Genomic DNA, 25,375 nt, shown 5'->3' with positions numbered 1-25,375 from the left:
GAGGCCAGCGCAGGCACTCTTGATTGTGTAGCGTGACATCCGGCGCCTTCCCGGCTAAAGCCAGTCCTACAAGTTTCCTTGCGCAGCCGGGATGGATATCTCGCCCCTCAACTGTTAGCGTCCAGTTGACAATCAAAGCGTTGATCACCGATAAAAAGTCGCCGGGAGAGGACATGGGATATTGCAGATCGACAGCGTTGACGATGATGAAGGCGTCACTCGGCCTGACGTTGATGGGCCTGATGGCGCTGCAGAACGTGACACTGGCCGGCGAAACCGCACCTGCCCCCGTGGCCGGGGATTCCGCGCTGACCTTCGTGCAGGATAAGCATCTGGGCGAAAGCCTGGGCTGGCTGGGTTACCAAGTCGCTTCCCACACGGTGACCTTCGCCACGATCGTCGAGACCGTCGGCCGCACCAAGGCGCAGGAAATTGTGCAGGACGAACTGCAAAGCCTGCAGCCGCAGTATCAGCAGGAATGGGACCGCAACCTTGCGGCCGCCTACGCCGCATCGTTCAGCCCCGAAGAGCTGCAAGCACTGGACGCCGCAGACCCCGCGCCAGACGTCGCCAACAAATTCCGCAACAAGCAGCGCGACGTTGGCGCTGACATGAAGGATCGCTCCAGCGAGCTGCTCAAGGTTTACGTGTCCACCGCGCTGGACAACGCGCTGAAAAAAGCCAAGCCTTGAGCGCGCGCTTGTTCTAAAGCGTTTTTTCGATCATCCCCCGTCACGAAGGAAAGGAGAGACCATGGACCCGTTCATGCAAGCGGCCATTGATGAAGCGCAGAAGGGCCTGGACGAAGGTGGTATTCCGATCGGCTCGGTCATCGTCCACGACGGCAAGATCATCGGCCGTGGCCACAATCGTCGCGTCCAGGAAGGCAGCGCCATCAAGCACGGCGAAATGGACGCCTTCGAAAACGCCGGCCGCCAACCTGCCCGCGTCTACCGCGAAGCCACGCTCTACACCACCCTGTCGCCCTGCGCGATGTGCAGCGGCGCGATCCTGCTGTACGGCATCCGCAAAATCATCGTCGGCGAACACGAGACGTTCATGGGTGAAGAAGAGCTGCTCAAGTCCCGTGGCGTGGAGGTGAATGTGCTGCACGACGAGACCTGCGTCGGACTGATGAAGCAATTTATCGCGGACAAGCCTGAACTGTGGAATGAGGACATTGGCGAGTAGTCAGCGTCAGGCTTTGACTCGCGCCGTCCCGAACAACTGCACCTGCTGCAACTGCCCGTCGCGCTCGATCAGGCGCAACGGCGCAGTGCCGCCGGGCATCACCACTTCCACCAGGCCTGCTTCAACCCAACCGCAGAACCACGCCGCCGATGCAACCGCGCTGGCGCTGGTGCCGGATGACGCCGTCGGGCCTTCGCCCCGTTCGAACACGCGCGCTGCGACTCGATTCGCTCCCAGGCGCGCGGCCCATTGCAGATTGATCCCGCCAGGGCATGGGTCGCCGCTTCCTGATTCGCCGGCGACAAACGCGATGCGGGTCAGGGCAGCGTTCAACTCGGTTTGGTGAAGGTTTTCGAAGCTGGGCAGATCATCCACATCCGGTACCAGGGTGACGCAATGGGGGTTGCCCACCCTGACGAACACGCTGGTCTGCCATGCCGGGTGCAATTCCGCCACGCGCTCGACCCGGTTGACCTCCCGCTCATTGAGCATCGCTCTGCCGACACCGGTTCCTGTCGCGCCCACTGCCTGCGGGCCGAAACCGGGCGCGCCGATGTCCAGCCAGAAGCCATTCACGCCTTCGACCGTTGCCGGGACAGCCTGGGTTGCAACGGGGCTGGGCGAGTCAGCATTGTCGTGATGAACGCGCAGGGTGAACGGCGCGCTGCCGGTGATAAGGCCTGCGTCGGTCAGTGACTGGGCGAAGATGGTCAGGCCGTTGCCGCTGCGTTCGGCGAGGGTGCCGTCGGTGTTGACGATCAACAGGTCGAACGGCGCCGCGTCCTGAAACGGGCCGATCAGAAGACCGTCCGAGCGATGAGATTTGCTGCCGGGTGGGCGCTGGCCAGCAGGCCAGTCACAGATCACTGCGACGGCTTGAGCCGTCCAGGCGTGGCGGCGAGTGGCGGCTTCCGTCGGTGAGTGAGGAAGGAGAACTCCGAGGGTGCGCAGGGCATCGGGGGTAATCACTGCGTAGATATTGCCGCGAGCGTCGTAGAAACGAGCCATGGTCAGTCCGGATCAGGGAGTCAGCGCGCATTAAATCACGCCGACCCGCGCGTTGCTGCCCGCCCTTCACACCACCAACGTCAACCACGCCGACACCAGCAACAACACCGCCATCACCTGATTGAAGCGCTTCATGCTGTGCGCCGAGCGGCAGAATTTGGCGGCGCTGACGCCCAGGTAGGCCCAGGCGCTCATGCACGGGATCGACACCAGGAAGAACGCCAGCGACAGCCACATCACCCGCAGCATGCGGTCGGCGTCGGTGCCCGCAAAGACGCTGACCACGGCCAGCGCCATCATCCAGGTTTTCGGGTTGACCAGTTGCAGGCTCGCTGCGCCCCACAGGCCCAGGGTCGGACCGCTGCGGGTTTGCGTCGGGTCGACCGCTTCGGCGGGCGCGCGGAAGATCTGCCACGCCAGCCAGGTCAACCAGCCAATGCCGAGCCATGACATCAGCGTTTGCACCTGTCGATGACGGGCCAGCACATCCCCCAGCCCGGTGCCGACCATCAGCACCAGCAATGCCGCGCCGGCGCAGGCCCCGAGGACAATCGGCAACGTGCGGAGCAGGCCGTAGCGCGAGCTGTTGGTCAGCACCAGAATGTTCGTCGGGCCGGGCGTGATGGAAGCGACGAAGGCGAACAGCAGAAAGGGCAGGAGAGTTTGCATGGGATAGCTCGGCGGTCATTGATCGTGGAGCAATGATCGGCGCGCAGTCGGCGGTCAGTCTGGAACAATTGAGCAGCGTCGGCGGTAGTCTGCCGGGGTCATGCGATAGGCGCGCTGGAACCAGCGGCCCAGATGGCTTTGATCCGCGAAACCCAACGCAGCCGCGACGCTGACAGGCGCCTCGCCCCGCGCCAGCAGATGCCGGGCGCGGGTCAGGCGCAGTTGGATCAGGTAGGCATGGGGCGCCAGGCCAAATGCGGCCTTGAACGCGCGGCTCAGGCGGAAGCGGTCAACGCCTGTCACCTGCGCCAGATCGTCCAGGCCGATGTCCTGATGCAAATGGCTGTGCAGATAATCACGGGCTCGCTGGGCCACCAATGGCAGGCGCGGATCGGGGTCGATCAGGGTGCGCCAGCGCAAGTGACTGGTCAGGTTGGCGAGCAGGTGATCCAGCGCGGTCTGGCGAACGATGCGCAGTTCATCATGGTGCATCGCTTCGAAGGCGTCGGCGGTGGCGATGGCGAGGCGCGGGTCTTCTGCCAGCGTCGCTGCGAAGCTCAGTTGGGCGTTGTCCGGCGCTTCTTCAAACTGCGCGCGCAACTCCCGGTCCAGCCAGCGCGGGTCCAGGTACAACGTGCGGTAAGTGAAGCCGCCCGCTTCCGGTGCTGTGCCGTCGTGGATGTCGCCCGGCTCGAGCAGGAACACCTTGCCCGGCGTGCTGTTGTGCTGCTGTCGACGGCAATTGAATTGCTGCAGGCCCTGTTCGGTGATGCCCACCAGATAACTGTCGTGCCAATGCGGATCGTAGGCATGGCCCTCGAAATGCGCGCGCACTGTCTCGATGCCGGACGCGGCGTCCTGCTTGAGCTCGATCCAGTTGCGGTCGGACATTGCGGGGCCTCGGGAGGGGCTGGTTTTGATAGGGGAACAGTCAATCCTGGATACGTTACCGCGCCGCTTGCGGCAGGTCTGGAAGAATCGTGCAGCGGGCGACGAAGTGTCGGCGCGCGTGAAGGTCCGGCGGGTCGCCGACTATTCTTGTTACAAAGCGAATCGTCCTACACGTTGCTCATCCACTGTGACAGCGCGAACCTACGCGCTTGATCGCCATCAAAGACCGGAATCGTTACCCATCCCACAGAAGGTAAATGATGAACCCTTTTCCGCGACGCCTCGCCGTCGTCTTGCTCGGCGGGCTGTTATCCGCTGGCCTGGCGCAGGCTGATGATTACACCGCGCACTTGCCGCCCCTGCTGGCGGCCGCAGGGTATCCGAGCCGCTCGATCAACGTTCCCGACAACGGCGCCGTCCGCCGCGCCAACCCCAACAGCCGTCAGGGCACCGAATCCATCGCACCACGTGTCGGTGGGCCTAATATAGGGCCCACTCAAGCCCGTCCGCCCACCCTTGAAAACGGTGGCGTCGGCAACGGTTATCCGACCCGGCAACAACCTGCTCGACCTTCCAGCGATACCGAACGCCGCAGCAACTGAAACCACCGCCAGCATCTCTTCCATTTCGAAGGAATCGCCTATGTTGCGTACCACAACTCTCCGCAAAACCTTGCTAGCGACCTTATGCGCCTCCGCATTCCTGGGCCTCTCCGTGCAGGCCACTGCCGCGACCTACCAGAGCGAGACCGGCACGCTGACCGTCGATGAGGTCGTCGGCGGGTTGCAGCATCCGTGGGCGGTGGCGTTTTTGCCGAACGCCCAGGGCATGTTGGTCACCGAGCGTACGGGCAACCTGCGTCGGGTGACGCCCGACGGCAAACTGTCGGCGCCGATCTCTGGCGTGCCGAAGGTCTGGGTGCAGGGGCAGGGCGGTCTGCTGGACGTCGAGCTGTCGCCGGATTTCGCCAAGGACCGCATGGTGTACCTGACCTACTCCGAGGCCGCGAGCGATGGTAAAACCGGCGGCACGGCGGCGGGGCGCGCAAGACTCTCGGAAGACATGACCCAACTGGAAGGCTTCACCCGTATCTTCCAGCAACAGCCGAAACTGTCGGTGGGCAACCACTTCGGCTCGCGCATCGTCTTTGATCGCGACGGCTATATGTTCATCGCGCTGGGCGAAAACAACGACAAAGCCACGGCTCAGGACCTCGACAAACTGCAGGGCAAGGTCGTGCGTCTGTACCCCGACGGCACCGTGCCCAAGGACAACCCCTTTGTCGGCCAGAAAAACGTGCGTCCGGAAATCTGGAGCTACGGCCATCGCAACCAGCAGGGGGCCGCGCTCAACCCCTGGACCGGCACGCTGTGGACCAACGAGCACGGCCCCCGTGGCGGCGACGAAATCAACATCATCGAACGCGCCGCCAACTACGGCTGGCCGATCTCGACCTTCGGCATCGACTACAGCGGCCAGCCGATTGCCGAGTCCAAAGGCAAGATCGTCGAGGGCGTGAAAAATCCCTTCCACGTGTGGGAGAAATCCCCGGGCGTCAGCGGCATGGCGTTCTACGACTCAAGCACGTTCAAAGCATGGGACCACAACGTCTTCATTGGCGCGCTGGCGTCCGAGGAGCTGATTCGTCTGGAGCTCAAGGACGACAAGGTGGTGCACGAAGAGCGTTTGCTCGGTGAGCTCAAGTCCCGCATCCGCGACGTGCGGCAAGGGCCGGACGGGTACGTGTATGTGCTGACGGACGAGGATGACGGAAAGTTGCTGAAGGTTGGGTTGAAGGTAGAGCAGTAGGCTTATGTAATCCATGCAGCTCATTTCTATTTTAATGAGCTGAATACGGCTCCTTACCATTGAATGTAATTTATATGGCTCATTCCCCTCACAATGAGCCATATACGACTCTATTGACTTGACCTGAGCCATATACATTACATACTCACTGCTCGACAGTGAGGCCTCATGAAAACCACCCTGCTGGACCAAATCCGAAAAAGACGCCTCGCGCTAGGCCTGCAGATACAGCAGATGCCTCTGCGTGCGGGCCTGACACGTCAGCAGTACGGCAAGATCGAAGCGGGCGGGAATCCGCGTTTGACGACCCTTGACCAGATCGCGGAAGGACTTGATGCCTCGCTGCTTCTCGTCCCCAAGTCAAAGCTTGCGGCGGTGCAGCGAATCCTCGACAGCGAAGCAGCACACGACAGTGATCGCCCGTACGCGGTGCAGGCGAATGAATCTTCAGGTGCAGAGCATTTCATTCATGAGGCCGACGAGAGTCCGTGGGGTGATCTCTGATGGCTGATGAAACGGTTGCGGCTTTGCAGCTGACCCTTCAGGGAGAGCGTGTGGGGTACGTTGCGGGGTACTCCAATGGCAAAAACGTATTCACGCTGGCGCCCGAGTACATCGAGAATCAAGCCAGACTTCCGCTGACGCTGTCGCACACTGACCCTGTGGCGTTTGCACAGCAATTGGCCAAACGGCATCCCTACGTCACTGCCCATAAGCTGCATCCGGTGTTGAGCAACCTCCTGCCGGAAGGAGCGCTGCGCGACTTTCTCTCCCAAGCGATGAAGGTCCACCGCGATAACGAGTTTCCACTGCTCACCTGGCTGGGCCGCGACTTGCCAGGCGCTTTGATGGCAGAGCGAATGGACGCAGCAGCTATTCCCGGGCTTGCGCTGCAGCACCGTGGAAAAATCGACCCGACCGTCATCGACATCCCAGACAGGCAGGCGCATTTCTCACTGGCTGGGGTGCAGATGAAATTTTCGATGCGTGACAGAGACGGGCGGTACATCACCGGTGATCCCGATGCGCCTGGGGACTGGATCATTAAGACGCCCTCGACCATCCACCCGTTTGTGCCGCTCAATGAATACACAGCCATGACGCTGGCAGCGCTCGCTGGTGTCGAAATTCCGGAGATCAGACTGATCCCGATGGCTGACATCGAAGCGCTGCCAAATATAAACCTGCCCAACGAAACGCTCGCTTACGGCATACGTCGTTTCGACCGTCTGCCAGGAAACGTGCGGGTGCATGCCGAAGATTTCGCGCAGATATTCTTCGCCTACGCACATGATAAGTACCGCAAAGCCAGCTCCGATCAGGTCGGGAAACTGGTGTATCGGAGCTCGCTCCATGCGCAGCGTGATGCAATACAAATGGCGAGGCGGCTGCTGGTCAATGTGCTACTTGGCAATGGCGATGCGCACCTGAAGAACTGGAGCATGATTTATCGCGACGGCCGAAACGCCGAGCTTTCACCGGCCTATGACATTGTCACGACCAAGGCCTACATTGCCGACGAAACCAAGCCCGCCTTGAATATGGCCAAGGCCAGAAGCTGGTATGGCATGTCACTCGAGCACTTCAAGAAATGGGCTGAGTATGGCGACATTCCATGGCGACCGGTCCTTTACAACTTGAAAGCGACCATCGACAGCGCGCGCACGCTGTGGCCCGATGCGCTGGAAAATAGTCCCATGCCAGACACGCAGAAAGCCGCATTGCGCGCGCACTGGAAAGATCTGCATCCAGACTTCCGTATCGGATGATCCCTCGCGATCTTCATCACACCTGGCCCACCTCACATCAATCCCGGTTGTAAAAACGCCGCGCAGAACGTAAAAGAGGCGCCGCCGAACTGGCCTGCGTTTCTCCCTGCCCGACTGTCCATCACCAGGAACTCACCCGCCGATGATCACCTCGTCCCGTCCCGCTGCCGGTTTCACCCGTCGGCTGTTGCCGCTGAGTATCGCTTTCGCTTCGCCGTGGCTGGCGGCCCAGGAAGCCGATCCGGTGACGCTGGATGCGCTGCGGGTGACGGGGGAGCAGGAGTCGATCTATCAGGCGAGCAGCGCGTCGGTTGGCGGGTTCAGCGAAGCGCCGCTGCGCGATACGCCGGCCTCGATATCGGTGTTCACCGCCGAGCGGCTGAAGGACCAGCAGGCCAAGCTGCTCAGCGATGTCCTGCGCAACGACGCCTCGGTGGGCGACAGCTATGCGCCGGTGGGTTACTACGAGAATTTCGTCGTGCGCGGTTTCTCGCTCAATGCGGCCAACAGCTACCGCATCAACGGGCGCAGCATCACCGGTGAGCAGAACGTGGCACTGGAAAACAAGGAACAGGTCGAGCTGCTCAAGGGGCTGTCGGGCCTGCAGAGTGGCGTGTCGGAGCCTGCGGGTGTGATCAATTACAAGACCAAACGCCCGGAAGACGTGCGGTCCGTCACGGTCTCGACCAACGAGCACGGCGAGCGCTACATCGCCACGGACGTCGGCGGCTGGTTCGGCAGCGAGAAACAATTCGGCCTGCGCGCCAACGTCGCCCACGAGGACATTCGCTCTTACGTCGAGCACGCCAATGGCCAACGGGATTTCGCCTCGCTGGCCTTCGACTGGAACATCAACGACCAGTCCACCCTGCAGCTCGACGTCGAATACCAGACCAAAGAACAGCGCTCGGTGCCGGGCTATCAATTGCTCGGCGGCACCGAGCTGCCCCACGACGCCTCACCGCGCAAACTGTTGGGCTATCAAAGCGGCTCGAATCCGGTGGGCATCGACTCGCTGAACATGACCGGCCGTTACGAATACCGCCTCAGCGACGACTGGAAAGCCAGCCTCAGCGCATCTCGCAGCCGCGTGGTCATCGACGACTACAGCGCTTTCGCCTACGGCTGCTATTACCAGAGCGACTGCCCTGCCGAGCCGCTGACCGGGCACTTTACGCCGAGCGGCGGCTACGACATCTACGATTTCCGCAGCCCGGACGACACGCGGCGCAACGATGAAGTCGAAGCGTCAATGACCGGCCTGTTCGACACCGGCTGGCTCAAGCATGAGCTGACCTTCGGCAGCAGCGCGTTCCGTCGCACGGTCGACACTCGGCCGTATTTCAGCGAATACGTCGGCTCCGGCAATATCAACGAGACGCCGGACAGCTTCGCGCCGTCGGACCTGTCAGTGGGCCACACCGAACGGCGCCTGGACAGCCGTCAGTACGGGCTTTTCGCCACCGATCGCATCAGCTTCAACGAGCATTGGCAGACTGTCATCGGCGGGCGTGAAGTGAAGCTCGACGAAAAAGCCTACAACGAGGACGGCAGCGAGAACCGTCACACCGAGCGCTCGATCTTCCTGCCCCAGGCTGCGCTGATCTACAAACCGATTGACAACGTTTCGCTGTACACCCGCTACAGCAAAGGGTTGTCCCTGGGCGGCACGGCGTCGGTGTTCGACAGCAATGTCGGGGAAATCCTCGCGCCGACGATCTCTCGCCAACTGGAAGCCGGGGTCAAATACGACTGGCGCCGCATGAGCTTCACCGCAGCGGTGTTTCAAACCCGTCAGGCCTATCAGTATTCGAAACCCCAGGACGACGGCAGCCTGACTTTCGTCCAGCAGGGCCAGCAGAAGAACACCGGCGTCGAGCTGAGCGCCAACGGCTACGTGACCTCCCAGCTGCAGATGTCGGCCAGCGTCGCGGCCATTCGCGCGCGGGTTGAAGACAGCGGCACGGCGGCTTACGAAGATCATCAGGCGATCAACGTGCCCAAATTCCGCGGCAGTTTGTCAGCGGATTACGCACTGCCGATTCAAGGCTTGGCGCTGCTGGGCGGCGTGCAATACAGCTCCAGCAAGTTCGCCAACCGCGAAGGCTCGGTAAAAGTGGATGACTACGCGGTGTTCAACGCGGGCAGCCGCTACAGCACAAAAATCGAGGGCTACGACACGGTCTTGCGCCTGACCGTCGACAACCTGTTCGACAAGCGCTACTGGCGCGACGCGGGCGAATACCTGGGGGACGATTACCTGTTCCTCGGCGCACCGCGTACGGCGCGGGTTTCGGCGACGGTGAATTTTTAAATCAGCCGCTGAAACGCGTCAGCCGTCAGCGATCCGCCCGCAAGCCGTCAGCTTTGTTATCCTGCGCGCCTTTGTCGCACCCAAGTGCGTTTCAACCTGTGATTTGGGGTCTTTCATGACAGCCATTCTTCGACCACGCCCACAACCCATCAGCCGGGGAGACTACAAAACCCTTGGCCTGGCGGCACTGGGCGGGGCGCTGGAAATCTACGATTTCATCATCTTCGTGTTTTTTGCCCTGACGCTCAGTCAGCTGTTCTTCCCGCCGGAAATGCCCGAGTGGCTGCGCCTGCTGCAAAGCTTTGGCATCTTCGTCACCGGCTACCTGGCGCGCCCGCTGGGCGGCATTCTGATGGCGCACTTCGCCGACAAACTGGGTCGCAAGCGCGTGTTCAGCCTCAGCATTCTGATGATGGCGCTGCCCTGTCTGCTGATCGGCGTGATGCCGACCTACGCTGAAATCGGCTACTGGGCACCGTTGATTCTGTTGGCGCTGCGCATCCTTCAGGGTGCGGCCGTCGGCGGCGAAGTGCCAAGTGCCTGGGTGTTCGTCGCCGAGCACGCACCGAAGGGCCATCGCGGTTATGCGCTGGGTGTTCTGCAAGCTGGTCTGACTTTCGGTTACCTGATCGGGGCGCTGACGGCGACCTGGCTGGCGAAAGTGTTCAGCCACGCGGAAATCCTCGATTACGCCTGGCGCATTCCGTTTCTGCTGGGCGGCGTCTTCGGCGTGATCGGCGTGTGGCTGCGACGCTGGCTCAGCGAAACGCCGGTGTTCATGGCGATGCACGCTCAGCGTGAAGGCATGACTGAATTGCCGCTGCGCGCCGTCCTACGCCAGCACCGGCAATCTCTGCTGCCGGCAGCGTTGCTGACCTGCGTGCTGACGTCCGCTGTTGTCACCCTGGTGGTCATCACGCCTACGGTGATGCAGCAGCGCTTCGGCATGAGCCCTAGCGATACCTTCGCCCTGAGCAGCGTCGGCATCGTGTTCCTCAACATCGGCTGCGTGTTGGCCGGCATGCTGGTCGATCGCATTGGCGCCTGGCGCGGCGTGGTGCTGTACAGCCTGTTGCTGCCCATCGGTGTTGGCGTGCTCTACGCCAGTCTGGTCAGTCACTGGTTGCCGTTGAGCCTTGCTTACGCGGTGGCGGGCCTTGCCAGCGGCATTGTCGGCGTCGTCCCTTCGGTCATGGTCGGACTGTTCCCTGCGAATATTCGCGTCTCCGGCATCTCGCTGACCTACAACATCAGCTACGCGCTGTGGGCAAGCACCACGCCGCTGGCGCTGATCGCCTTGATGCCGTGGAGCCCGTGGGTGTGTGTGGGCTATTGCGTGATCATGGGCGCGGTCGGTCTGGTGACGGCCATGTTCTTCGGCCTGCGCAAGGGCATGCAGGTCGATGATCCGCGGGTGGCGCAGGCTGGAAACTGAAAGAGCGAGGGCGTCGCAATGGCGCCCGTGTCGACTCGATGGTGCGGATTTCAAATCCGTGCCATTACAACTCAGATTGACCCGCTGATTTGTAACAGATGATTGTAATTATCATTTGCAGCGTTTATTGTCCCCGTCTATACAACTGACCCGCTTTTATATATCCACACGGCCTGCACTTGGGGCGTGTTCGAATACCTTGTCTGCGTGTTTAAGTAGGGATGCTTCGCAAATATCTGTAGGAAAATTTACTTGTTATTGTTCGGTTATTAACCGGGCTTGACCGTGTAAATGATTAAAGCGCTAAAAACCTGAATATCAATAAAAACAATGTCACGGCCCTAGCAGATGTAATGCCATGGCCGGCAAGTCGCGGAGACGGTTGAGGGCCAATGTTGGAAGAAGAACGCAAGCGCAAACGGTTGAATAAAGCTACTCCCCGAGAGCTGGAAGTCCTGCTTCTATTGCTGCAGGGGCATACCAACAAGGACATCGCGCAACGGCTGGGGATCAGTGATTACACGGCCCGCGACCACGTTTCAGCATTGCTGCGAAAGAACGAGGTGAAGAACCGCGCACAGCTCATTGCACTGCATATCACGGCGCCGCGAAAGAAAAAAACTGCTCCCACCCCTACATCTGACGGATTGTTCCGTTGAACGGTAAGTGCATAATTAACCCAATTTGATAGCCAGACTTCCAAACTGTCGGCGGCGTGATTTGCTACGGTGAAGTTTATTTCGCGAAGCGCGGTTTTCTGCGTAACTACTTCGCTGCCAGTGCTTTGATTTTTTAAATAAAAGTGCTCGGCATGGCGCACCCAAAATAACAACCAATAATAAGGATGGAATCGATGACCCTTCAAATCGCAACCTCTGAGCCCTTGAAGCAACCGTGCATCGATGCAGACTTTAATGTCGACGCCTCAACCGCGTTTCAACAATTGGTCGATGAGCAAAGCCGGCTGTCCAGAGACCAGTTGAGTGAGCTGCACAAGCAATGGCTCGGGCCCCACGGCGTGTTCGCCACCTTCAGCGCAGAGGTCGAGCGACTGGGGCGTCAGGCTCCTGCGCTGGATGATCTCTCCAGCCTTGGCAGCGCAGAGCGTATGAACGAGGCCGAACGGGCGGTGGCCTTCGCGCTGGCGCAGAGCAATCGCCGGCGCGCGGTGAACAACCCGTTCGGCTCACGCTCGCGTCAGGACCTGTGCTGCGTGGTGTTCAACGAGACCGACGCGTACACCTTGGCGGAGCGATACGCCGCGTACGAAGCCATGCGTCAGAGCGACTCGGATTTCTTCATCAAACTCATCGCCACCACCCGCGGCGTCACCGAGCGGCGCATCGTCTTTCGTGGTTTGCTCGAACATTACGACCGCCTGCTGCCGATCGAAAAAAGCATCTACCCCGAGGCCTATCGCGACGTGCAGCAAACGCATCTGGATCGGGAAGAAGGGCTGTATGGGCCGCTGATATTGGGCGACAGCCTGCACAATTTGCTGTCACGCATGACACCGCTTGAGCTGCTCAAGCAGGTTAAGGCACCTACCGATGCCATGGCCTGCAGTGAATAGCGAATCTTTCGGACCTCAATTACGTCGCTGACTCACCCCAGCGCAGCACCCTCGCGCGCCCCCGCTTTGCTGGACGGCTGCGCTGGCGTGACCCGATTGCGCCCGGCGCTTTTTGCGTCGTACAGCGCCATGTCGGCTTCGTGGAGCCACATGCCGGCGTCGGTCTGATGCGCGCCATACGCCGCGACGCCGATACTCAGGCTCAGCTTGAGATCGGGCAGGGCCGAGTGGGCGTGCTCATGGACCGTGCGGCGCAGGCGTTCGAGTATCTCGATCGCCTGGGTCAGGGTGGTGTCGGGCAGGATGACGCAGAACTCGTCGCCGCCGTAACGGCCGGCCAGATCGGTCTGCCGCAGGCTGGCGGACAGCGCGTTGCTCAGTTGCTTGAGGACGTTGTCGCCGGTGATGTGGCCGTAGGTGTCGTTGATGGTCTTGAAGTGGTCGATGTCGATCAGCGCCACGCTGTGCTGGCGATTGAGCGTCTGGCATTTATCGAACTCCAGCGCCAGTCGATCCTTCCACGCGCCGTGGTTCATGAGGCCTGTGAGGCTGTCGGTGGTGCTGAGCTTTTCCAGCGCTTTCTTGCTTCTGGACAGCTGCACGGCCACGCGATAACAGACCAGCCCGATGGCCATCGGGTAGATCACCAGCATCGGCAGGCAGGCGAATACCTGCAGCTGAGTGACATGCGGAAACAACGCCGGCAGGAATATCTTGTACGCCACCAGTGCGCCTGCTACCTGCGCCAGCGAACCCAATACAAACAGACGCAAACCACCGGACGCGATGTTGTTCATCGCCATCATCGACAGCACCGTCACGGTGGGCAGCGGACTGATCCCCATCGCCCCCGCCCAGAAGCCGCCGCCCAGCGAGTCATAAATCATGTTGCGGCGTTCGGCGGCGTACGGGTGACGTGAACGCTTGGCGAGCAGGTAAGCCAGGTGCGGCCAGCCGTAACCGTGGGCGATCATGGCGATCCACACCCAGGCCGGCGGATGGGAAGGGTACAGCGCTGCAGCCACCGCGAAGAACCCAATACCCAGACCGATACTGCGCGGCAGGTACATGCGTCTGGCGAAGGAGAGACCTTTTGGGGCCGAAGTGTTCATAGCGCTTCACCGGGTTGTGACGCTGCATCCCGACTGCCACATCGGTCACGACCAACGACTCCGAGTGTCCCTCGCCAACGGGACGCTGGGAAGAGCCCTTTGCCACTATTGAGCAAATAATTCACGCCGGCTGTCGCCACAGGGTGAGGTGATGCATGTGTCGTTTGGCTCAGCGTTGGGTGTCGTCTGTCATGGCGTGTTTTCCGGCCATCTGTGTATAGACCGCTCCACGCAGTCTGGCTGAAATAGGGCGGCAATTCGGCGCGGTCCGGATGCCTATTCCGTCACGCCGGCAGGAGCCCACGATGCCCGAACTCTCGAACCTCATCGCTTTTTCCCTGATAGCCCTCGGTATGGTGCTGACGCCAGGGCCGAACATGATTTACGTCATTTCGCGATCCATCTCACAAGGGCGCAAGGCGGGGCTGATCTCCCTCGGCGGCGTGGCAGTCGGCTTTATCTTCTACATGCTCTGCGCGGCATTTGGCATCACCGGCCTGGTCATGGCGGTCCCGTATGCCTACGACACACTGCGCATGGCGGGTGTCGTGTATTTGCTGTACCTCGCCTGGCAGGCGGTGAAACCGGGCGGTCGCTCGCCGTTTCAGGTGAGGGATTTGCCTCAGGACAGCAACCGACAGCTGTTCCTGATGGGCCTGATGACCAACCTGTTCAACCCCAAAGTGGCGGTGCTTTACCTGTCGCTGCTGCCGCAGTTCATCACCGTCGACAACGGCACCAGCGTGCTCAGCCAGTCGCTGATCTTGGGCAGCGCGCAGATTCTGGTGAGCCTGAGTGTGAATGCGACGGTCGCCATGGCGGCGGGCTCCATCGCCGTGTTTATGACCCAGAAGCCCGGTTGGGCGACGGTGCAGCGTTGGCTGATGGGCACGGTGTTGTTCGGGTTCGCGGTGCGGATGGCGGCGGAGGGCAGGCGGTAACCGCGCTGTCACGCTTCGAGGAAATCATGGCTGGCCCTTGCCAGACGCTCCGCGATTCGGGAGATTACTGGCCCGACTCGTTAGCATCATTACAAGGGACGTCTGATGCCTGTTTCTCTCTCCGTTTTGCGTATCACCTGCCTCGCCGCGCTGATCGCGCCATTTACCCTGCACGCCGAGAATGCGGTCCATGTGCTGACAGGCACCTTGGGTAAATCGCCCATCGTCGTCGAGCTGGATCTCACCAGCGCTGAAGACGTGACGGGCCGCTATTTCTACGAGAAGTACCACAAGGACCTGCCGCTTTCCGGCACTTCCAAAGGCAATGATCTGACGCTCACTGAGGGCTTGAGCTACGACGACGAAGCCAAGTTGCCGAAGCTGGTTCTTCACAAGAATTCGGACGCGACCTGGACCGGGGATTGGAGCAGCAAGGGCAAGTCCTACAAGGTGCAACTGGCCGAGCGCGCCGTCACCGCACCGGATGCTTCCGCCGAACCGGGTTGGCAGGACATTTACAAACAGTCGGCCTATGACTACCTGCGGCTCACGCACCTGCCGCTCAAGGCAGACAAAAAAGCCACGTTCATGGGCCACGGGCTGCAATGGTGGATGGAGCCGGAGTCGGGCGTCTCGATGTTTGAAATCACGTCGGGTTACGCGCCGGAGCGGGCCGCACGTATCAATCAGCAGCTGCGCTCGCGCTTGTGGCAGGAGGTTGTCAGCTACAACCAGTGCATGCTCAATGCCAGTCGCAACGGCGGTGATTTTGCCCAGACGGTCACGCCGCGCTTGCTGACGCCTGGCATCGTGAGCCTAAGCGTCTTCACCGATTATGATTGCGGCGGCGCGCACCCGGACTTCGGCGACTCGCCGCTGAATCTGGATGCCAGCACGGGGAAAGAGTTGACGCTGGAAGACGTGGTGTGGGTCGGCAAAGGCGCGCCGTTTCATTACGAACGTGATGAAGAAGGTGGTGTCAGTTTCGACACGTATTCGGACTACCGCGGCAAAGCCTTCGCCCCCTGGCTCGTTGAGCAGTTAAAAGCGGCGCACCCTGCAGACATGGTGAAGCCTGCTACCGAAGACGACTGCGACTACACAGACCCGTCGGTCTGGGAGTTTCCGTCGTGGTATTTCACTGAAAAAGGCATCGTGTTCGGCCCCTCTTTCGCTCGCGTCATGCGCGCGTGTGAAAGTCCCGAATGGTCGACCGTGCCTTACAGCGTGATCAAGGCGCATCCGGGCGGGACCAAACTGACGTTGCCGGAATGATCAGGCCCACGTGATCAGATTGATGATCTGACATCGCTGCTTTTTCGGCTGCAACCGCTGCCGGAAAAGCAGCAAACCTCACTTCCCGCCGGTCACACCCTTGACCACCTCGGCGTGGGCCTTGGCATCCTTCGCCAGGGAGATCACGTTCACCATCGCCGTGCGTTTGCCGTAGGCCGCTGTAATCGTCGTGCTCAGCACCCGACCGCCGTCTACGCTCCCTGAGATATCCAGCTGACGCATGCCGAGGCCTTTTCGTACGATCTTCTTCTCGCCCAGCTTCTTGAAGTCCTTGTAGCTGGACTGCTGCTGTTGCAGCGTGTCGGCGATGATGCCGTCGAGGGTTGGCTTGTCGTTGGCGCCGACCTTCTGGTCATTGGGCAGCGGCGCTTCGGTGATGATCACCACGCGCTTGGCCGGCTTGTTCATGTACAGCGAGCCGGTGACGCCTGCAGCCCTGGCCTTGGCGTCGATCTCTTCCATGGGGCCTTTGACGTAGTCCTTCGGCAGGGTGAAGGCAAATTTGCCGCCGAGCATCGCGACTTTTTGCCCGGAAGGTTTCGGCGCGGGTTTGGCTTTGGTCGCCGCCTGCGCGCCGACCATGCCCAGGCATGAGGCCAACGCGGTGCAGACCAGCAGGGTTCTTAAACTGAACAAGCGCATTCCGACCACTCCTGGGGATGATTCCTACATAGGTCCGGCATTTTGCCTGAGGGTGATGGCAGGTTGATAGTCGTGAGGGTGAGGGTGTCAGCGGCAATCGTTAATGCCGGTGCGATGGGGCGAGCGGGTATCTACGTAGGACCGGCTTCAGCCGGGAAGAGGCCGGTATGTACAACACAAGATTTGCAGCGTGACGCCTGACGCCTTCCCGGCTAAAGCCGGTCCCACAGGGTGTGCGGCATGAGCCAATTCCTTGTGTGTACGCGGTGTTTAGTGGGACCGGCTTCAGCCGGGAAGAGGCCAGTTCAAGCACCGCAGATTTCCATTCGTGCATTGGCTTTCCAGGCCAAAGGTGTACATTGAATTCAAAATACAATAAGCACAGGAGACAGACATGACCCATGCCGCTGATCGCACCTTGCAAGTCCCTTTCGCCGGTCCCACGTTGTTGGGCACCCCACTTCTCAACAAAGGCACCGCGTTCAGCCTCGACGAGCGTGAAGCCCTGGCCCTGCAGGGTCTGCTGCCGGAACGCGTCGAAACCATCGAGCAACAGGCGAGCCGCGCCTACCACCAATACCAGGCCTGCGCGACCGATCTGGACAAACACATCCTTCTGCGCTCGATCCAGGATTCCAACGAAACACTCTTCTACCGCGTCGTCGACGACCACCTCGACGAGATGCTGCCGATCATCTACACCCCCACCGTCGGCAAGGTCTGCCAGGAATTTTCCCGCATCTACCGCAGCCATCGCGGCTTGTTCATCAGCATCGCCGACAAGGACCGCATCGACGAGATCCTCAACAACGTTACCAAAGACAACGTCAAAGTCATCGTCGTCAGTGATTGCGAGCGCATTCTCGGCCTTGGTGATCAGGGTGTCGGCGGCATGGGCATCCCCATCGGCAAGCTGTCGTTGTACACGGCGTGTGGCGGTATCAGCCCGGCCTACACGCTGCCGGTGGTGCTCGACGTGGGCACCAACAATCCGGCCCTGTTGGCGGATCCGCTGTATTTCGGCCGTGGCCAGGAGCGTGTTCGCGGCGCTGAATATGATGCGTTCGTGCAGGCATTCGTCGAAGGCGTCCAGCGTCGTTGGCCGGAAGCCATTCTGCAGTTCGAAGACTTCGCGCTGACCAATGCCATGCCGTTGCTCGCGCGCTTTCGCGATCAACTCTGCTGCTTCAACGATGACATTCAGGGCACTGCCGCCGTCACCGTCGGCACCTTGCTGGCCGCCTGCAAGATGAAGGGCCAGCGCTTGTCCGATCAGACCGTCGCCTTTGTAGGCGCCGGGTCAGCGGGTTGTGGGATCGCCGAGCAGATCATCGCCGCCATGCAGCTCGAAGGCTTGTCCGAAGCCCAGGCCCGCAGTCAGGTCTTTCTGCTCAACAGCAAAGGCCTGCTGACCGATCGCCAGCCGGGCCTCTACGACTTCCAACAGCGACTGGCCCACTCCAGCGATTCACTCAGCGACTGGGATTTCAGCGCCGACTGGCCCTCGCTGCTTGAGGTGGTCAGCAACGCCAAACCCACCGTGCTGATTGGCGTGTCGGGCAAGGCCGGACTGTTCACCCAGCAGATCGTCGAGACCATGCACAGCCACTGCCCGCAGCCGATCATCATGCCGCTGTCCAACCCGACCTCGCAGATCGAGGCGCACCCCAAGGACATCCTGCAATGGACCGACGGCCAGGCGCTGGTGGCGACGGGCAGTCCGTTTCTGCCCATTGAGCTGCTGGGCAAAACCTTTCCCATCGCCCAGTGCAATAACTCCTACATCTTCCCCGGCATTGGCCTCGGCGCCATCGCGAGCAAGGCGACCCGCGTCACCGACGGCATGCTGATGGCGTCGGCCCAGGCACTGGCTGAATGCGCAGCGACAGGACAGATGTTGCCGCCGTTGCGGGATGTTCAGTCGGTCAGCAAGCGCATCGCGTTCGCCGTCGGCATGGCGGCCCAGCGCGACAGTGTGGCGCCACCGCAATCGGAAGATGAATTGACAGCGGCCATCGAGAAGGACTTCTGGCAGCCGGTTTACCGGCCGTATGTCCGCCGCCCTGACTAAACGCTGCACAGCAAAAGGAACCCGCCACATCGGCGGGTTTTTTATAGCAGCGAGGTATAGCGTCAGGCCAGTGTCAATGAAACCGGTGGCAACCCGTCGATCTGTCCCAGCACCTCAGCCATGCCCTGGGCGAAGTGCATGCCACTGTAAGAACCCGTGGTGACGACGAAATCCTCGGGCAACGGCAGACCGTTCAGGGTGTGATGGTTGACCAGCCACGGCAACAACCGGCGCGGGTCGCCCGCAGGATTGGCGACTTTTGACGGCACAATGCTCTCGCCATTCACTGTGAAGGTCAGAGTCGGTAGAACGAAGGGAAAGGTCGCGTCATAGGGTACGAAATCACCCACCACCAAGGCGCCGTGGTTAAGCAGATCGGCGAGTTGCGTCAGTGGCTCGATCTTCGGCCACGCCGCGAACCGGCTGGAGACCACCTCGATGGACGCTGCCATCTCGCCAATGCCAGCCATGACCTCCTCGTCGCTGTACGCCTCATCCCGAGGGCTGAAGGTGCGGTTGAAGCGGAAGGCGATTTCCAGCTCCAGACCCACCGGCGGATAGACGCTGCGGTCCAGCGTGCCGGTCGACGGGAACAGGCAGTCGCGGGGCAGGGGAGAGCCCTGAATCGGCCCGTCAGCGGATTTCGAACCGATCTTCCAGCCGCCCGCTTCAACGCCACGCAAGCGCAGGATTTTCTGTTGCGTGAGGTACGCCGCGTCGCGGTCTGTCGGGTTCAGGTCGAATTCCAGCTCGCCTAACAGGCTGCGCTTGTTCTGCGCATCGACGATCAGCTGCGCCAGGCGCGAAGGTTGGGTGTCAGTGTCCAAAAGGGTTCTCCGGTGAAGGGGTTCGATTGCAGCGTGCGGGGCTGAAGCTTCATGGATCAGATCGCCGCCCGAAGGCGGCTTCCGTTGTGGCTTTATTTACTGACCACCGGCGCCGGTTCCGCACTCGGTGTCAGAGGCGCGGCCGGCTGCCCATATTCAAACCGGTTCTGCGGCTTCATGCGGAAAGACAGCACGACGCCAATCGCCAGCAGAACAATGCTGACCAGAAACGGCAGCTGCCAGTTGCCAAACTTGTCGATCAACAGACCGGCGGCCACCGGGCTGACGATGGCGGCCATGGCCGATCCGGTGTTCATCATGCCGCTCGCGGTGCCGCAATGGTCCGGCGCGATGTCCATCGGAATCGCCCACATCGGGCCGATCGTCATTTCGGAGAAGAAAAACCCAATGGCCAGGCAGGCCAGGGAAATGTGCATGTCCTTGGTGAACATCAAGGGCACCAGCGACAGCAGCGTCAGGCCCAGGCACACGGCGACCATCAGGCTGCGCGCCTTGTTCAGGTCCTTGGTCCGCGTATAAATGCGGTCGCTGACGATGCCGCCCAACGTATCGCCGACCACGCCGCCGAAGAACACCGTCGACGCGAAAATCGCCGTGCCTTTCAAATCCAGGCCCATGTTCATGAAATACATCGGCACCCAACTGAGCAGCAGCCACAGCGTCCAGCCGTAGCAGAAGTAAACGATCGTGACCGGGGCCATACGCTTGAACAGGCGACCCCATGGCAGCACGACGCGGGATTTCACTTTCGGCGGCGGCAGGGTGTCCAGTTCCTGTTTGGAGATGCGCGGGTGGTCTTTCGGATGCTCGGTGAACACCGCCATCCACAGGATGACCCAGACGAAGCTGGTGGCCGCGCAGACATAAAACGATTCGCGCCAGCCATACGTGGCCATCACCGCGATCATTGCTGCTGGCGCCAGCGCATTACCGAGGCGGGCGAAGGCGTGGGTGATGCCCTGGGCGAAGCCGCGTTTTTCCTTGGGGATCCAGCGGGACATTGCCGCCGTTGCTGCGGGGAACGTCGCGCCTTCACCGAGGCCGAGGAGTATCCGCGCGACGATCAGCGAGACGAAACCGCCGGCCAGGCCGGTCAGCACCGTGGCGCTGGCCCAGATCAGGCCGCACACCACCAGCGTTCGCTTGGCGCCGAAGCGGTCGCTGACCCAGCCGCCGATGATTTGGAAGATCAGGTAGGGGTACGCGAAGGCCGAGAAGACGATGCCGATCTCGGTTTTGCTCAGATTGAATTCTTTACCGAAACCGACCGCGGCGGTGCTGACATTGACGCGGTCCAGGTACGTAATGAAATACATGGCGCACAGCATGAACAGCACCACCGTGGTGGGGCGCAGACGTAAAAACTTCATGTGCTATCTCCAGTTTCTTATTGTGTTCGCTGACAACGCGATGATTCGGGATAGTGAGATGTGTCAAAAAAGCTGCGGGGGTGCCGCAGCCGGGCGGAGCGGGGTGGAGACGGAGCGGCGCGTTAGTCGCGTAGCAGCGGCACCGATTGCCCTCCCAGGTAATCCATGGCCGCCAGAACGCCGCTGGACTGCAGTTTTACGCCGGCCATCTGCAGGCCCATTTCGCAGCCGGTGAGGGTTGCCATCAGCATCAGGTCGTTGCAGTCGCCCAAGTGGCCAATGCGGAACATGCGGCCTTTCATCTTGCCCAGGCCGGTGCCCAGGGACATGTCGAAACGCTCATAGATGGTCTTGCGCACCTGGTCGGCGTCGATGCCTTCAGGCGTCATCACGCCGGTGAGCACGGGGCTGTAAACGCTCGGGTCGGCGCACTGGATTTCCAGGCCCCAGGCGGTTACGGCGGTGCGGCAGGCTTTTGCCAGACGGTTGTGACGGATGAACACGTTGTCCAGGCCTTCGCCGAGGATCATGTCCAGCGCTTCCGATAATCCGTACAACAAGTTGGTGTTCGGCGTGTACGGCCAGTAACCAGTCTTGTTCATCTCGATGATCTCGTCCCACGCCCAGAAACTGCGCGGCAGACCGGCGCGCTTGCTGGCCTCGATGGCTTTGGGCGAGAGGGCGTTGAAGCTGATGCCGGGTGGCAACATCAGCCCCTTCTGCGAGCCGGAAATCGTCACGTCCACGCCCCACTCGTCATGACGATAGTCGGCGGACGCCAGGCCGGAGATGGTGTCGACCAGCAGCAGGGCAGGGTGGCCGGCCGCGTCGATCGCCTTGCGCACCGAGGCGATGTCCGAGGTCACGCCGGTGCTGGTCTCGTTGTGCACGACGCAAACGGCCTTGATGCGATGGCCGCCGTCAGCACGCAGGTGGTCTTCGATCATTTGCGCATCGACGCCGCCGCGCCAGCCCTCAATGCCGGGCCTACCAATGAACTGCGGCTTGAGGCCGAGACTCAACGCCATCTTCTGCCACAGCGTCGCGAAGTGGCCGGTCTCGAACATCAACACTTCGTCGCCCGAACTCAGGGTGTTGCACAGCGCCGCTTCCCAGGCACCGGTGCCCGACGCGGGATAAATCACCACCGGATGCGCGGTCTTGAAGATTTGCTTGATGCCTTCCAGCGCCTTGAGCCCCAGCGCGCCGAACTCCGGGCCGCGGTGGTCAATGGTGGGGTAACTCATGGCGCGAAGGATGCGATCCGGCACCGGGCTAGGCCCCGGAATCTGAAGGAAGTGGCGACCGGCAGGGTGGAAATCGAGCTTCAGCATCGGTGTCTCCTTGTCTTTTTATAATTTTGTATTTTGAATTCAAAATTAACCTAGCACACGGCGATGCTGTGTCAAACGGCCTAACTGCGCTAATCTTTCCAGCGAACTGGAGCATTTTCGAATAAGGACTCGGCGCTAGAGCGGGTCCAGGAAGGATGTATTGAATGCAAAATACTGAAGAAATGAGCGTTCAACCCGACGCCCGGCCAATGCCCAAAGTCGAACGCCAACGCCTCCACGACATCGTCATCGATCACCTGCGCGGCTTTATCACCGAAGGCGTGCTCGCCCCAGGCACCAAGCTCAACGAGCGCGAGCTGTGTGAAACACTCGGCATCTCCCGCACGCCGTTGCGCGAAGCGTTAAAGGTGCTGGCCGTGGAAGGGCTGATCGAAATCAACCCGAACCGGGGCGCCAGCGTCGCGCGCATGTCGGAGCTGGAGATTCGCGAAACCTTCGAACTGATGAGCGGCATCGAAGCCTTCGCCGGGGAGCTGGCCTGTGAGCGCATCACTGCCCAGGAAATCGACGACATCAAAGCGCTGCACTACGCCATGGTGGTCAGCAAAAACCAGAACGACCTGCCGGGTTACTACCAGCGCAACCGCGCCATCCACGATTTGATCAACCTGGCCGCGCGCAACTCGGCGCTGCGTCAGGTCTACCTGTCGCTGAACCGGCGCATCCACGCCTTACGCTTTCTGTCCAACCACCAGGCCCCGAAGTGGGACCGCGCGTTGCACGATCACGAAGAAATGATCGAGGCCCTGCAAGCCCGGGACGGCAAGCGCCTGAGCAGCATCCTGCGCCACCACCTGCTGGAGAAACGCGATGCCCTGATGCTGCTGGTCAGGGATGAGTCCGAGCACCCGGACTCCATTCGCCGCTGACTCATCATCAAGGAAGCTGCCGACCATGCCCCGTGATCTCGATGCATTGCTCGCCGCCTGCGCCGACCGATTGCCGCAACTGGAAACCCAGCGCCTGATGCTCTACGCCGGCGCCAACCTCCCCAGCGCCCGCGCCATCGCCGCGTACAATCCCGCGCTCGGCGCCTACCCGGCCATGGGCCCGACCGGCCAGAAAGAACAGCCGGAGACCGAACTGGTCAGTGAGCTCGAAAGCTTCACCAGCCAGGCGGCTATGACCTTGTTCGGCGCGGCATGGGCCGAAGTGCGCCTGGCCAGCTGCACCCTCGCCAACCTGGCCATCTTCCACGTCTACTGCCGGCCGGGCGATAAAGTGCTGGCACCCGCTGCCGAGCACGGTGGGCATCTGAGCCAGCGCCGTGGCGGGACTGCAGAATTGGCGGGTCTGGTGGTTGAAGAGCTGCCGTTCGACCGCCGCAACTGCCAGCTCGACGCAGCGCGCGCGGCGGAAATGATTACCCAAACTCGGCCCAGGCTCGTCGTGCTCGGACGCAGCGTCATGATCAAGGCCGACGACATCGCCCCAGGTGGTCAGCGCTGCCCGCGCGGTCGGCGCCAAAACACTGTTCGGCTTGATGCGCGCCCGGTCGCTGATACGGCGCAGATGGCAGGTCGGATTCAGCAAATGCTGAGCAAAAAAAAGCCGCTGGGGAGCGGCTGAAGTTTGTAGCTTGGAGGCACCACGTCGGGAGCAACGACGCAGCGAAACGACAGAAACAAAATGCTAAAAGCTGGTCAGGCGTTGAGGTTCTCCGGCTTGGTGTGGGTTTCCATCGTTCCAGCGCTGGGCGGGTTCGATGGGGTGAAGCCACTTTAGGAACGATGGGGGGCGGGGGCAAATGAAACCCGGGTAACTATTACTTAGCGAAATTGTTATGTGCGGGGAGGGGGTGAGGCGGGAACTTTCTGGGTTTCGGAGGCGGCACGGCGGGGTGGCTTGTTGGTGGGGCTGTGCGGTGTTAGTGGCTGAATGGCTCTTGGCGAAATGGTCTGCATATGACGTCAGGCTTGGGCTGATGTCATATGCAGCGGCGTTACTTCACCGTCATCGGCGCGAAAATCGCCCGGATCCCACGGCATTTTGGATAAGCCACACAACCCCAGAAATTCCCGCCCGCGTTGGCGCCCGTTCTCGCGACACGTATCACCATGGTCTTGCGGCAGTGCGGGCAGAGTGGTGCTGGAGGTTCAGGCTCGGCTTCTCGTCTGACGGGTTGCGTCGCGGTTGGAGCTGGCGCTTGCACGGGAATCGGAGCTGGCGCTTGCACGGGAACCGGAGCTGGAGCTGGAGCGAGACTTGGCGGAACGACCACCTCCGGCTCAACGATTGCGGGCTCGACACGCTCTGGCGCCACCTCGACCGTCGGCCTTGGACCAGGCTTCTTCGCCTCGGCGATCCACTGTTTAAGCACAGTGCCGTCGACCAGTTGCACGTTACGGCCTGCTGCGAAATCCCGCGCTGGTTTGGTGAATGTCCCACTGGTGACCACGAAACCGCCCACCGCGCCCTCAGCCGCCATCGCGCCATACAACTCCCGCACCACCGGCACACCGACCTGTACCGAGCGCCATTGCTTGCATTGCACCACGTACGTCTCGCCGTCCTTGCGCGCGATCAGATCAATGCCGCCGTCCGGACCGTTTTTGCCTGTTTCCCGTACGGCGTATCCGCGTCGGCGTAAAGCTTCACCCACCAGTAATTCGAACTCGTGCCAGGTGATGCTCAGCAGTGGGTTGCCTTTGGTGGTCGCGGCGGATTCGAGGAGATGGCGGCGTTTGCGGCGGCCCATGATTGAGGCGATGGCGCCGGCGGTGAAGATGAATGGCAGGAGGTATTGCCCAAACAAAGCGCCGGTGTGCGCCATGGTGCTGAAGACTACCGACTGCAAATGCTGAGGGTCGGAGTAGACGGGCATTGGCGCGGTCGCTACCGAGTGCAGGTAGAGGCCGGAGCTGATCGCGATCAGCGCGCTGAGCCACCAGGGTAGTTTGCTGGCGATGTGAAACAGGTCTTCGAAGAGGGAGGTTTTCTTGGCCATGTCCTTGGTCTTTTTTGGGTCCGTTAGGGTAGAGATTTGGTGAGCGCTGCACGACCTGTAGGAGTGAGCTTGCTCGCGATGCGGTGAGACGGATATCAACATATCGGCTGGTTGCGCCGCTGCTACAGGCCTAC

Annotated in this window: 24 protein-coding genes; 15 read left to right on the top strand and 9 right to left on the bottom strand. The window is 61.1% G+C overall.

All coding sequences use genetic code 11. The annotated features are described in order from the left end of the window. The first annotated feature begins 173 nt into the window (after window positions 1-173). The gene (locus tag QMX88_RS04620) at window positions 174-692 is read left to right on the top strand and encodes a hypothetical protein (protein WP_282366771.1); all 519 of its coding nucleotides are present in this window, start codon (window positions 174-176) and stop codon (window positions 690-692) included. 61 nt (window positions 693-753) lie between these two features. Next, window positions 754-1,191, top strand: coding sequence for a nucleoside deaminase (locus tag QMX88_RS04615; RefSeq protein WP_192171511.1), 438 nt, complete (start codon window positions 754-756; stop codon window positions 1,189-1,191). Between the two features lie 6 nt (window positions 1,192-1,197). Here the strand turns inward: QMX88_RS04615 and QMX88_RS04610 are convergent, their stop codons facing one another. The 3 genes from QMX88_RS04610 to QMX88_RS04600 form a co-directional block, all read right to left on the bottom strand. After that, entirely contained in the window at window positions 1,198-2,199 is a 1,002-nt protein-coding gene (locus QMX88_RS04610) for a diaminopimelate epimerase (RefSeq protein WP_282366768.1), read from the bottom strand. 66 nt (window positions 2,200-2,265) lie between these two features. After that, window positions 2,266-2,868: a LysE family translocator gene (locus tag QMX88_RS04605; protein ID WP_282366766.1), complete on the bottom strand. Its 603-nt coding sequence runs from the start codon at window positions 2,866-2,868 to the stop codon at window positions 2,266-2,268. A 54-nt stretch (window positions 2,869-2,922) separates the two neighbouring features. Beyond that, window positions 2,923-3,759, bottom strand: a complete 837-nt coding sequence (locus tag QMX88_RS04600; protein ID WP_282366764.1) for an AraC family transcriptional regulator — start codon at window positions 3,757-3,759, stop codon at window positions 2,923-2,925. A 260-nt stretch (window positions 3,760-4,019) separates the two neighbouring features. Between QMX88_RS04600 and QMX88_RS04595 the strand changes: the two genes are divergently transcribed. The 8 genes from QMX88_RS04595 (at window position 4,020) to QMX88_RS04560 (ending at window position 12,659) form a co-directional block, all read left to right on the top strand. Then, a complete protein-coding gene (locus QMX88_RS04595) occupies window positions 4,020-4,361 on the top strand; it encodes a hypothetical protein (RefSeq protein ID WP_282366762.1) in 342 nt (113 codons plus the stop codon). 40 nt (window positions 4,362-4,401) lie between these two features. Next, entirely contained in the window at window positions 4,402-5,568 is a 1,167-nt protein-coding gene (locus QMX88_RS04590) for a PQQ-dependent sugar dehydrogenase (RefSeq protein ID WP_282366761.1), read from the top strand. Between the two features lie 168 nt (window positions 5,569-5,736). Next, on the top strand, window positions 5,737-6,072 hold the full coding sequence (locus QMX88_RS04585) for a helix-turn-helix transcriptional regulator (RefSeq protein ID WP_282366760.1): 336 nt from the start codon (window positions 5,737-5,739) through the stop codon (window positions 6,070-6,072). Next, on the top strand, window positions 6,072-7,337 hold the full coding sequence (locus tag QMX88_RS04580) for a type II toxin-antitoxin system HipA family toxin (protein ID WP_282366759.1): 1,266 nt from the start codon (window positions 6,072-6,074) through the stop codon (window positions 7,335-7,337). The genes QMX88_RS04585 and QMX88_RS04580 overlap by 1 nt, the downstream gene beginning before the upstream one ends. A 142-nt stretch (window positions 7,338-7,479) precedes the next feature. Next, entirely contained in the window at window positions 7,480-9,651 is a 2,172-nt protein-coding gene (locus QMX88_RS04575) for a TonB-dependent siderophore receptor (RefSeq protein ID WP_282366758.1), read from the top strand. 115 nt (window positions 9,652-9,766) lie between these two features. Further along, window positions 9,767-11,086, top strand: coding sequence for an MFS transporter (locus QMX88_RS04570; protein ID WP_282366757.1), 1,320 nt, complete (start codon window positions 9,767-9,769; stop codon window positions 11,084-11,086). Window positions 11,087-11,478: 392 nt separating this feature from the next. Further along, complete coding sequence (locus QMX88_RS04565) at window positions 11,479-11,745, top strand: LuxR C-terminal-related transcriptional regulator (protein WP_282366756.1); 267 nt, start codon at window positions 11,479-11,481, stop codon at window positions 11,743-11,745. A gap of 194 nt (window positions 11,746-11,939) precedes the next feature. Then, entirely contained in the window at window positions 11,940-12,659 is a 720-nt protein-coding gene (locus tag QMX88_RS04560) for a hypothetical protein (RefSeq protein WP_282366755.1), read from the top strand. Between the two features lie 32 nt (window positions 12,660-12,691). On the opposite strand, the gene QMX88_RS04555 is transcribed toward QMX88_RS04560, so the two are convergent. Further along, on the bottom strand, window positions 12,692-13,771 hold the full coding sequence (locus tag QMX88_RS04555; protein WP_282366754.1) for a diguanylate cyclase: 1,080 nt from the start codon (window positions 13,769-13,771) through the stop codon (window positions 12,692-12,694). 305 nt (window positions 13,772-14,076) lie between these two features. On the opposite strand from QMX88_RS04555, the gene QMX88_RS04550 reads away from it, so the two are divergent. Next, window positions 14,077-14,712: a LysE family translocator gene (locus QMX88_RS04550; RefSeq protein ID WP_282366753.1), complete on the top strand. Its 636-nt coding sequence runs from the start codon at window positions 14,077-14,079 to the stop codon at window positions 14,710-14,712. Between the two features lie 105 nt (window positions 14,713-14,817). After that, window positions 14,818-15,987 carry an RsiV family protein gene (locus QMX88_RS04545; RefSeq protein WP_282366752.1) on the top strand — a complete coding sequence of 390 codons (1,170 nt, stop codon included), beginning with the start codon at window positions 14,818-14,820 and terminating at the stop codon, window positions 15,985-15,987. 78 nt (window positions 15,988-16,065) lie between these two features. Here the strand turns inward: QMX88_RS04545 and QMX88_RS04540 are convergent, their stop codons facing one another. After that, a complete protein-coding gene (locus QMX88_RS04540; protein ID WP_282366751.1) occupies window positions 16,066-16,650 on the bottom strand; it encodes a polyribonucleotide nucleotidyltransferase in 585 nt (194 codons plus the stop codon). 394 nt (window positions 16,651-17,044) lie between these two features. On the opposite strand from QMX88_RS04540, the gene QMX88_RS04535 reads away from it, so the two are divergent. Further along, window positions 17,045-18,721 carry an NAD-dependent malic enzyme gene (locus QMX88_RS04535; RefSeq protein ID WP_282366750.1) on the top strand — a complete coding sequence of 559 codons (1,677 nt, stop codon included), beginning with the start codon at window positions 17,045-17,047 and terminating at the stop codon, window positions 18,719-18,721. A 62-nt stretch (window positions 18,722-18,783) separates the two neighbouring features. Here QMX88_RS04535 and QMX88_RS04530 read toward each other — a convergent pair whose 3' ends face one another. The 3 genes from QMX88_RS04530 to QMX88_RS04520 all read right to left on the bottom strand — a co-directional run bounded on the left by QMX88_RS04530 (window position 18,784) and on the right by QMX88_RS04520 (window position 22,273). Then, window positions 18,784-19,548 (bottom strand): 2-keto-4-pentenoate hydratase, encoded by a 765-nt coding sequence (locus QMX88_RS04530; RefSeq protein ID WP_282366749.1) that lies wholly within the window; start codon window positions 19,546-19,548, stop codon window positions 18,784-18,786. Window positions 19,549-19,640: 92 nt separating this feature from the next. After that, a complete protein-coding gene (locus QMX88_RS04525; protein WP_282366748.1) occupies window positions 19,641-20,939 on the bottom strand; it encodes an MFS transporter in 1,299 nt (432 codons plus the stop codon). Window positions 20,940-21,061: 122 nt separating this feature from the next. Then, the gene (locus tag QMX88_RS04520) at window positions 21,062-22,273 is read right to left on the bottom strand and encodes a pyridoxal-phosphate-dependent aminotransferase family protein (RefSeq protein ID WP_282366747.1); all 1,212 of its coding nucleotides are present in this window, start codon (window positions 22,271-22,273) and stop codon (window positions 21,062-21,064) included. A gap of 164 nt (window positions 22,274-22,437) precedes the next feature. Between QMX88_RS04520 and QMX88_RS04515 the strand changes: the two genes are divergently transcribed. Then, on the top strand, window positions 22,438-23,163 hold the full coding sequence (locus QMX88_RS04515) for a GntR family transcriptional regulator (RefSeq protein ID WP_074892822.1): 726 nt from the start codon (window positions 22,438-22,440) through the stop codon (window positions 23,161-23,163). A gap of 25 nt (window positions 23,164-23,188) precedes the next feature. Next, window positions 23,189-23,863: a hypothetical protein gene (locus QMX88_RS04510; protein WP_282366746.1), complete on the top strand. Its 675-nt coding sequence runs from the start codon at window positions 23,189-23,191 to the stop codon at window positions 23,861-23,863. Between the two features lie 373 nt (window positions 23,864-24,236). Here the strand turns inward: QMX88_RS04510 and QMX88_RS04505 are convergent, their stop codons facing one another. Continuing rightward, window positions 24,237-25,241 (bottom strand): restriction endonuclease, encoded by a 1,005-nt coding sequence (locus QMX88_RS04505; RefSeq protein ID WP_282366745.1) that lies wholly within the window; start codon window positions 25,239-25,241, stop codon window positions 24,237-24,239. Window positions 25,242-25,375: the final 134 nt, after the last annotated feature.

Origin of the sequence: Pseudomonas sp. PS02290 (assembly GCF_029960075.1) — a bacterium.
Lineage (GTDB): Bacteria > Pseudomonadota > Gammaproteobacteria > Pseudomonadales > Pseudomonadaceae > Aquipseudomonas.
This window is presented reverse-complemented; position numbering and strand designations above follow the sequence as displayed.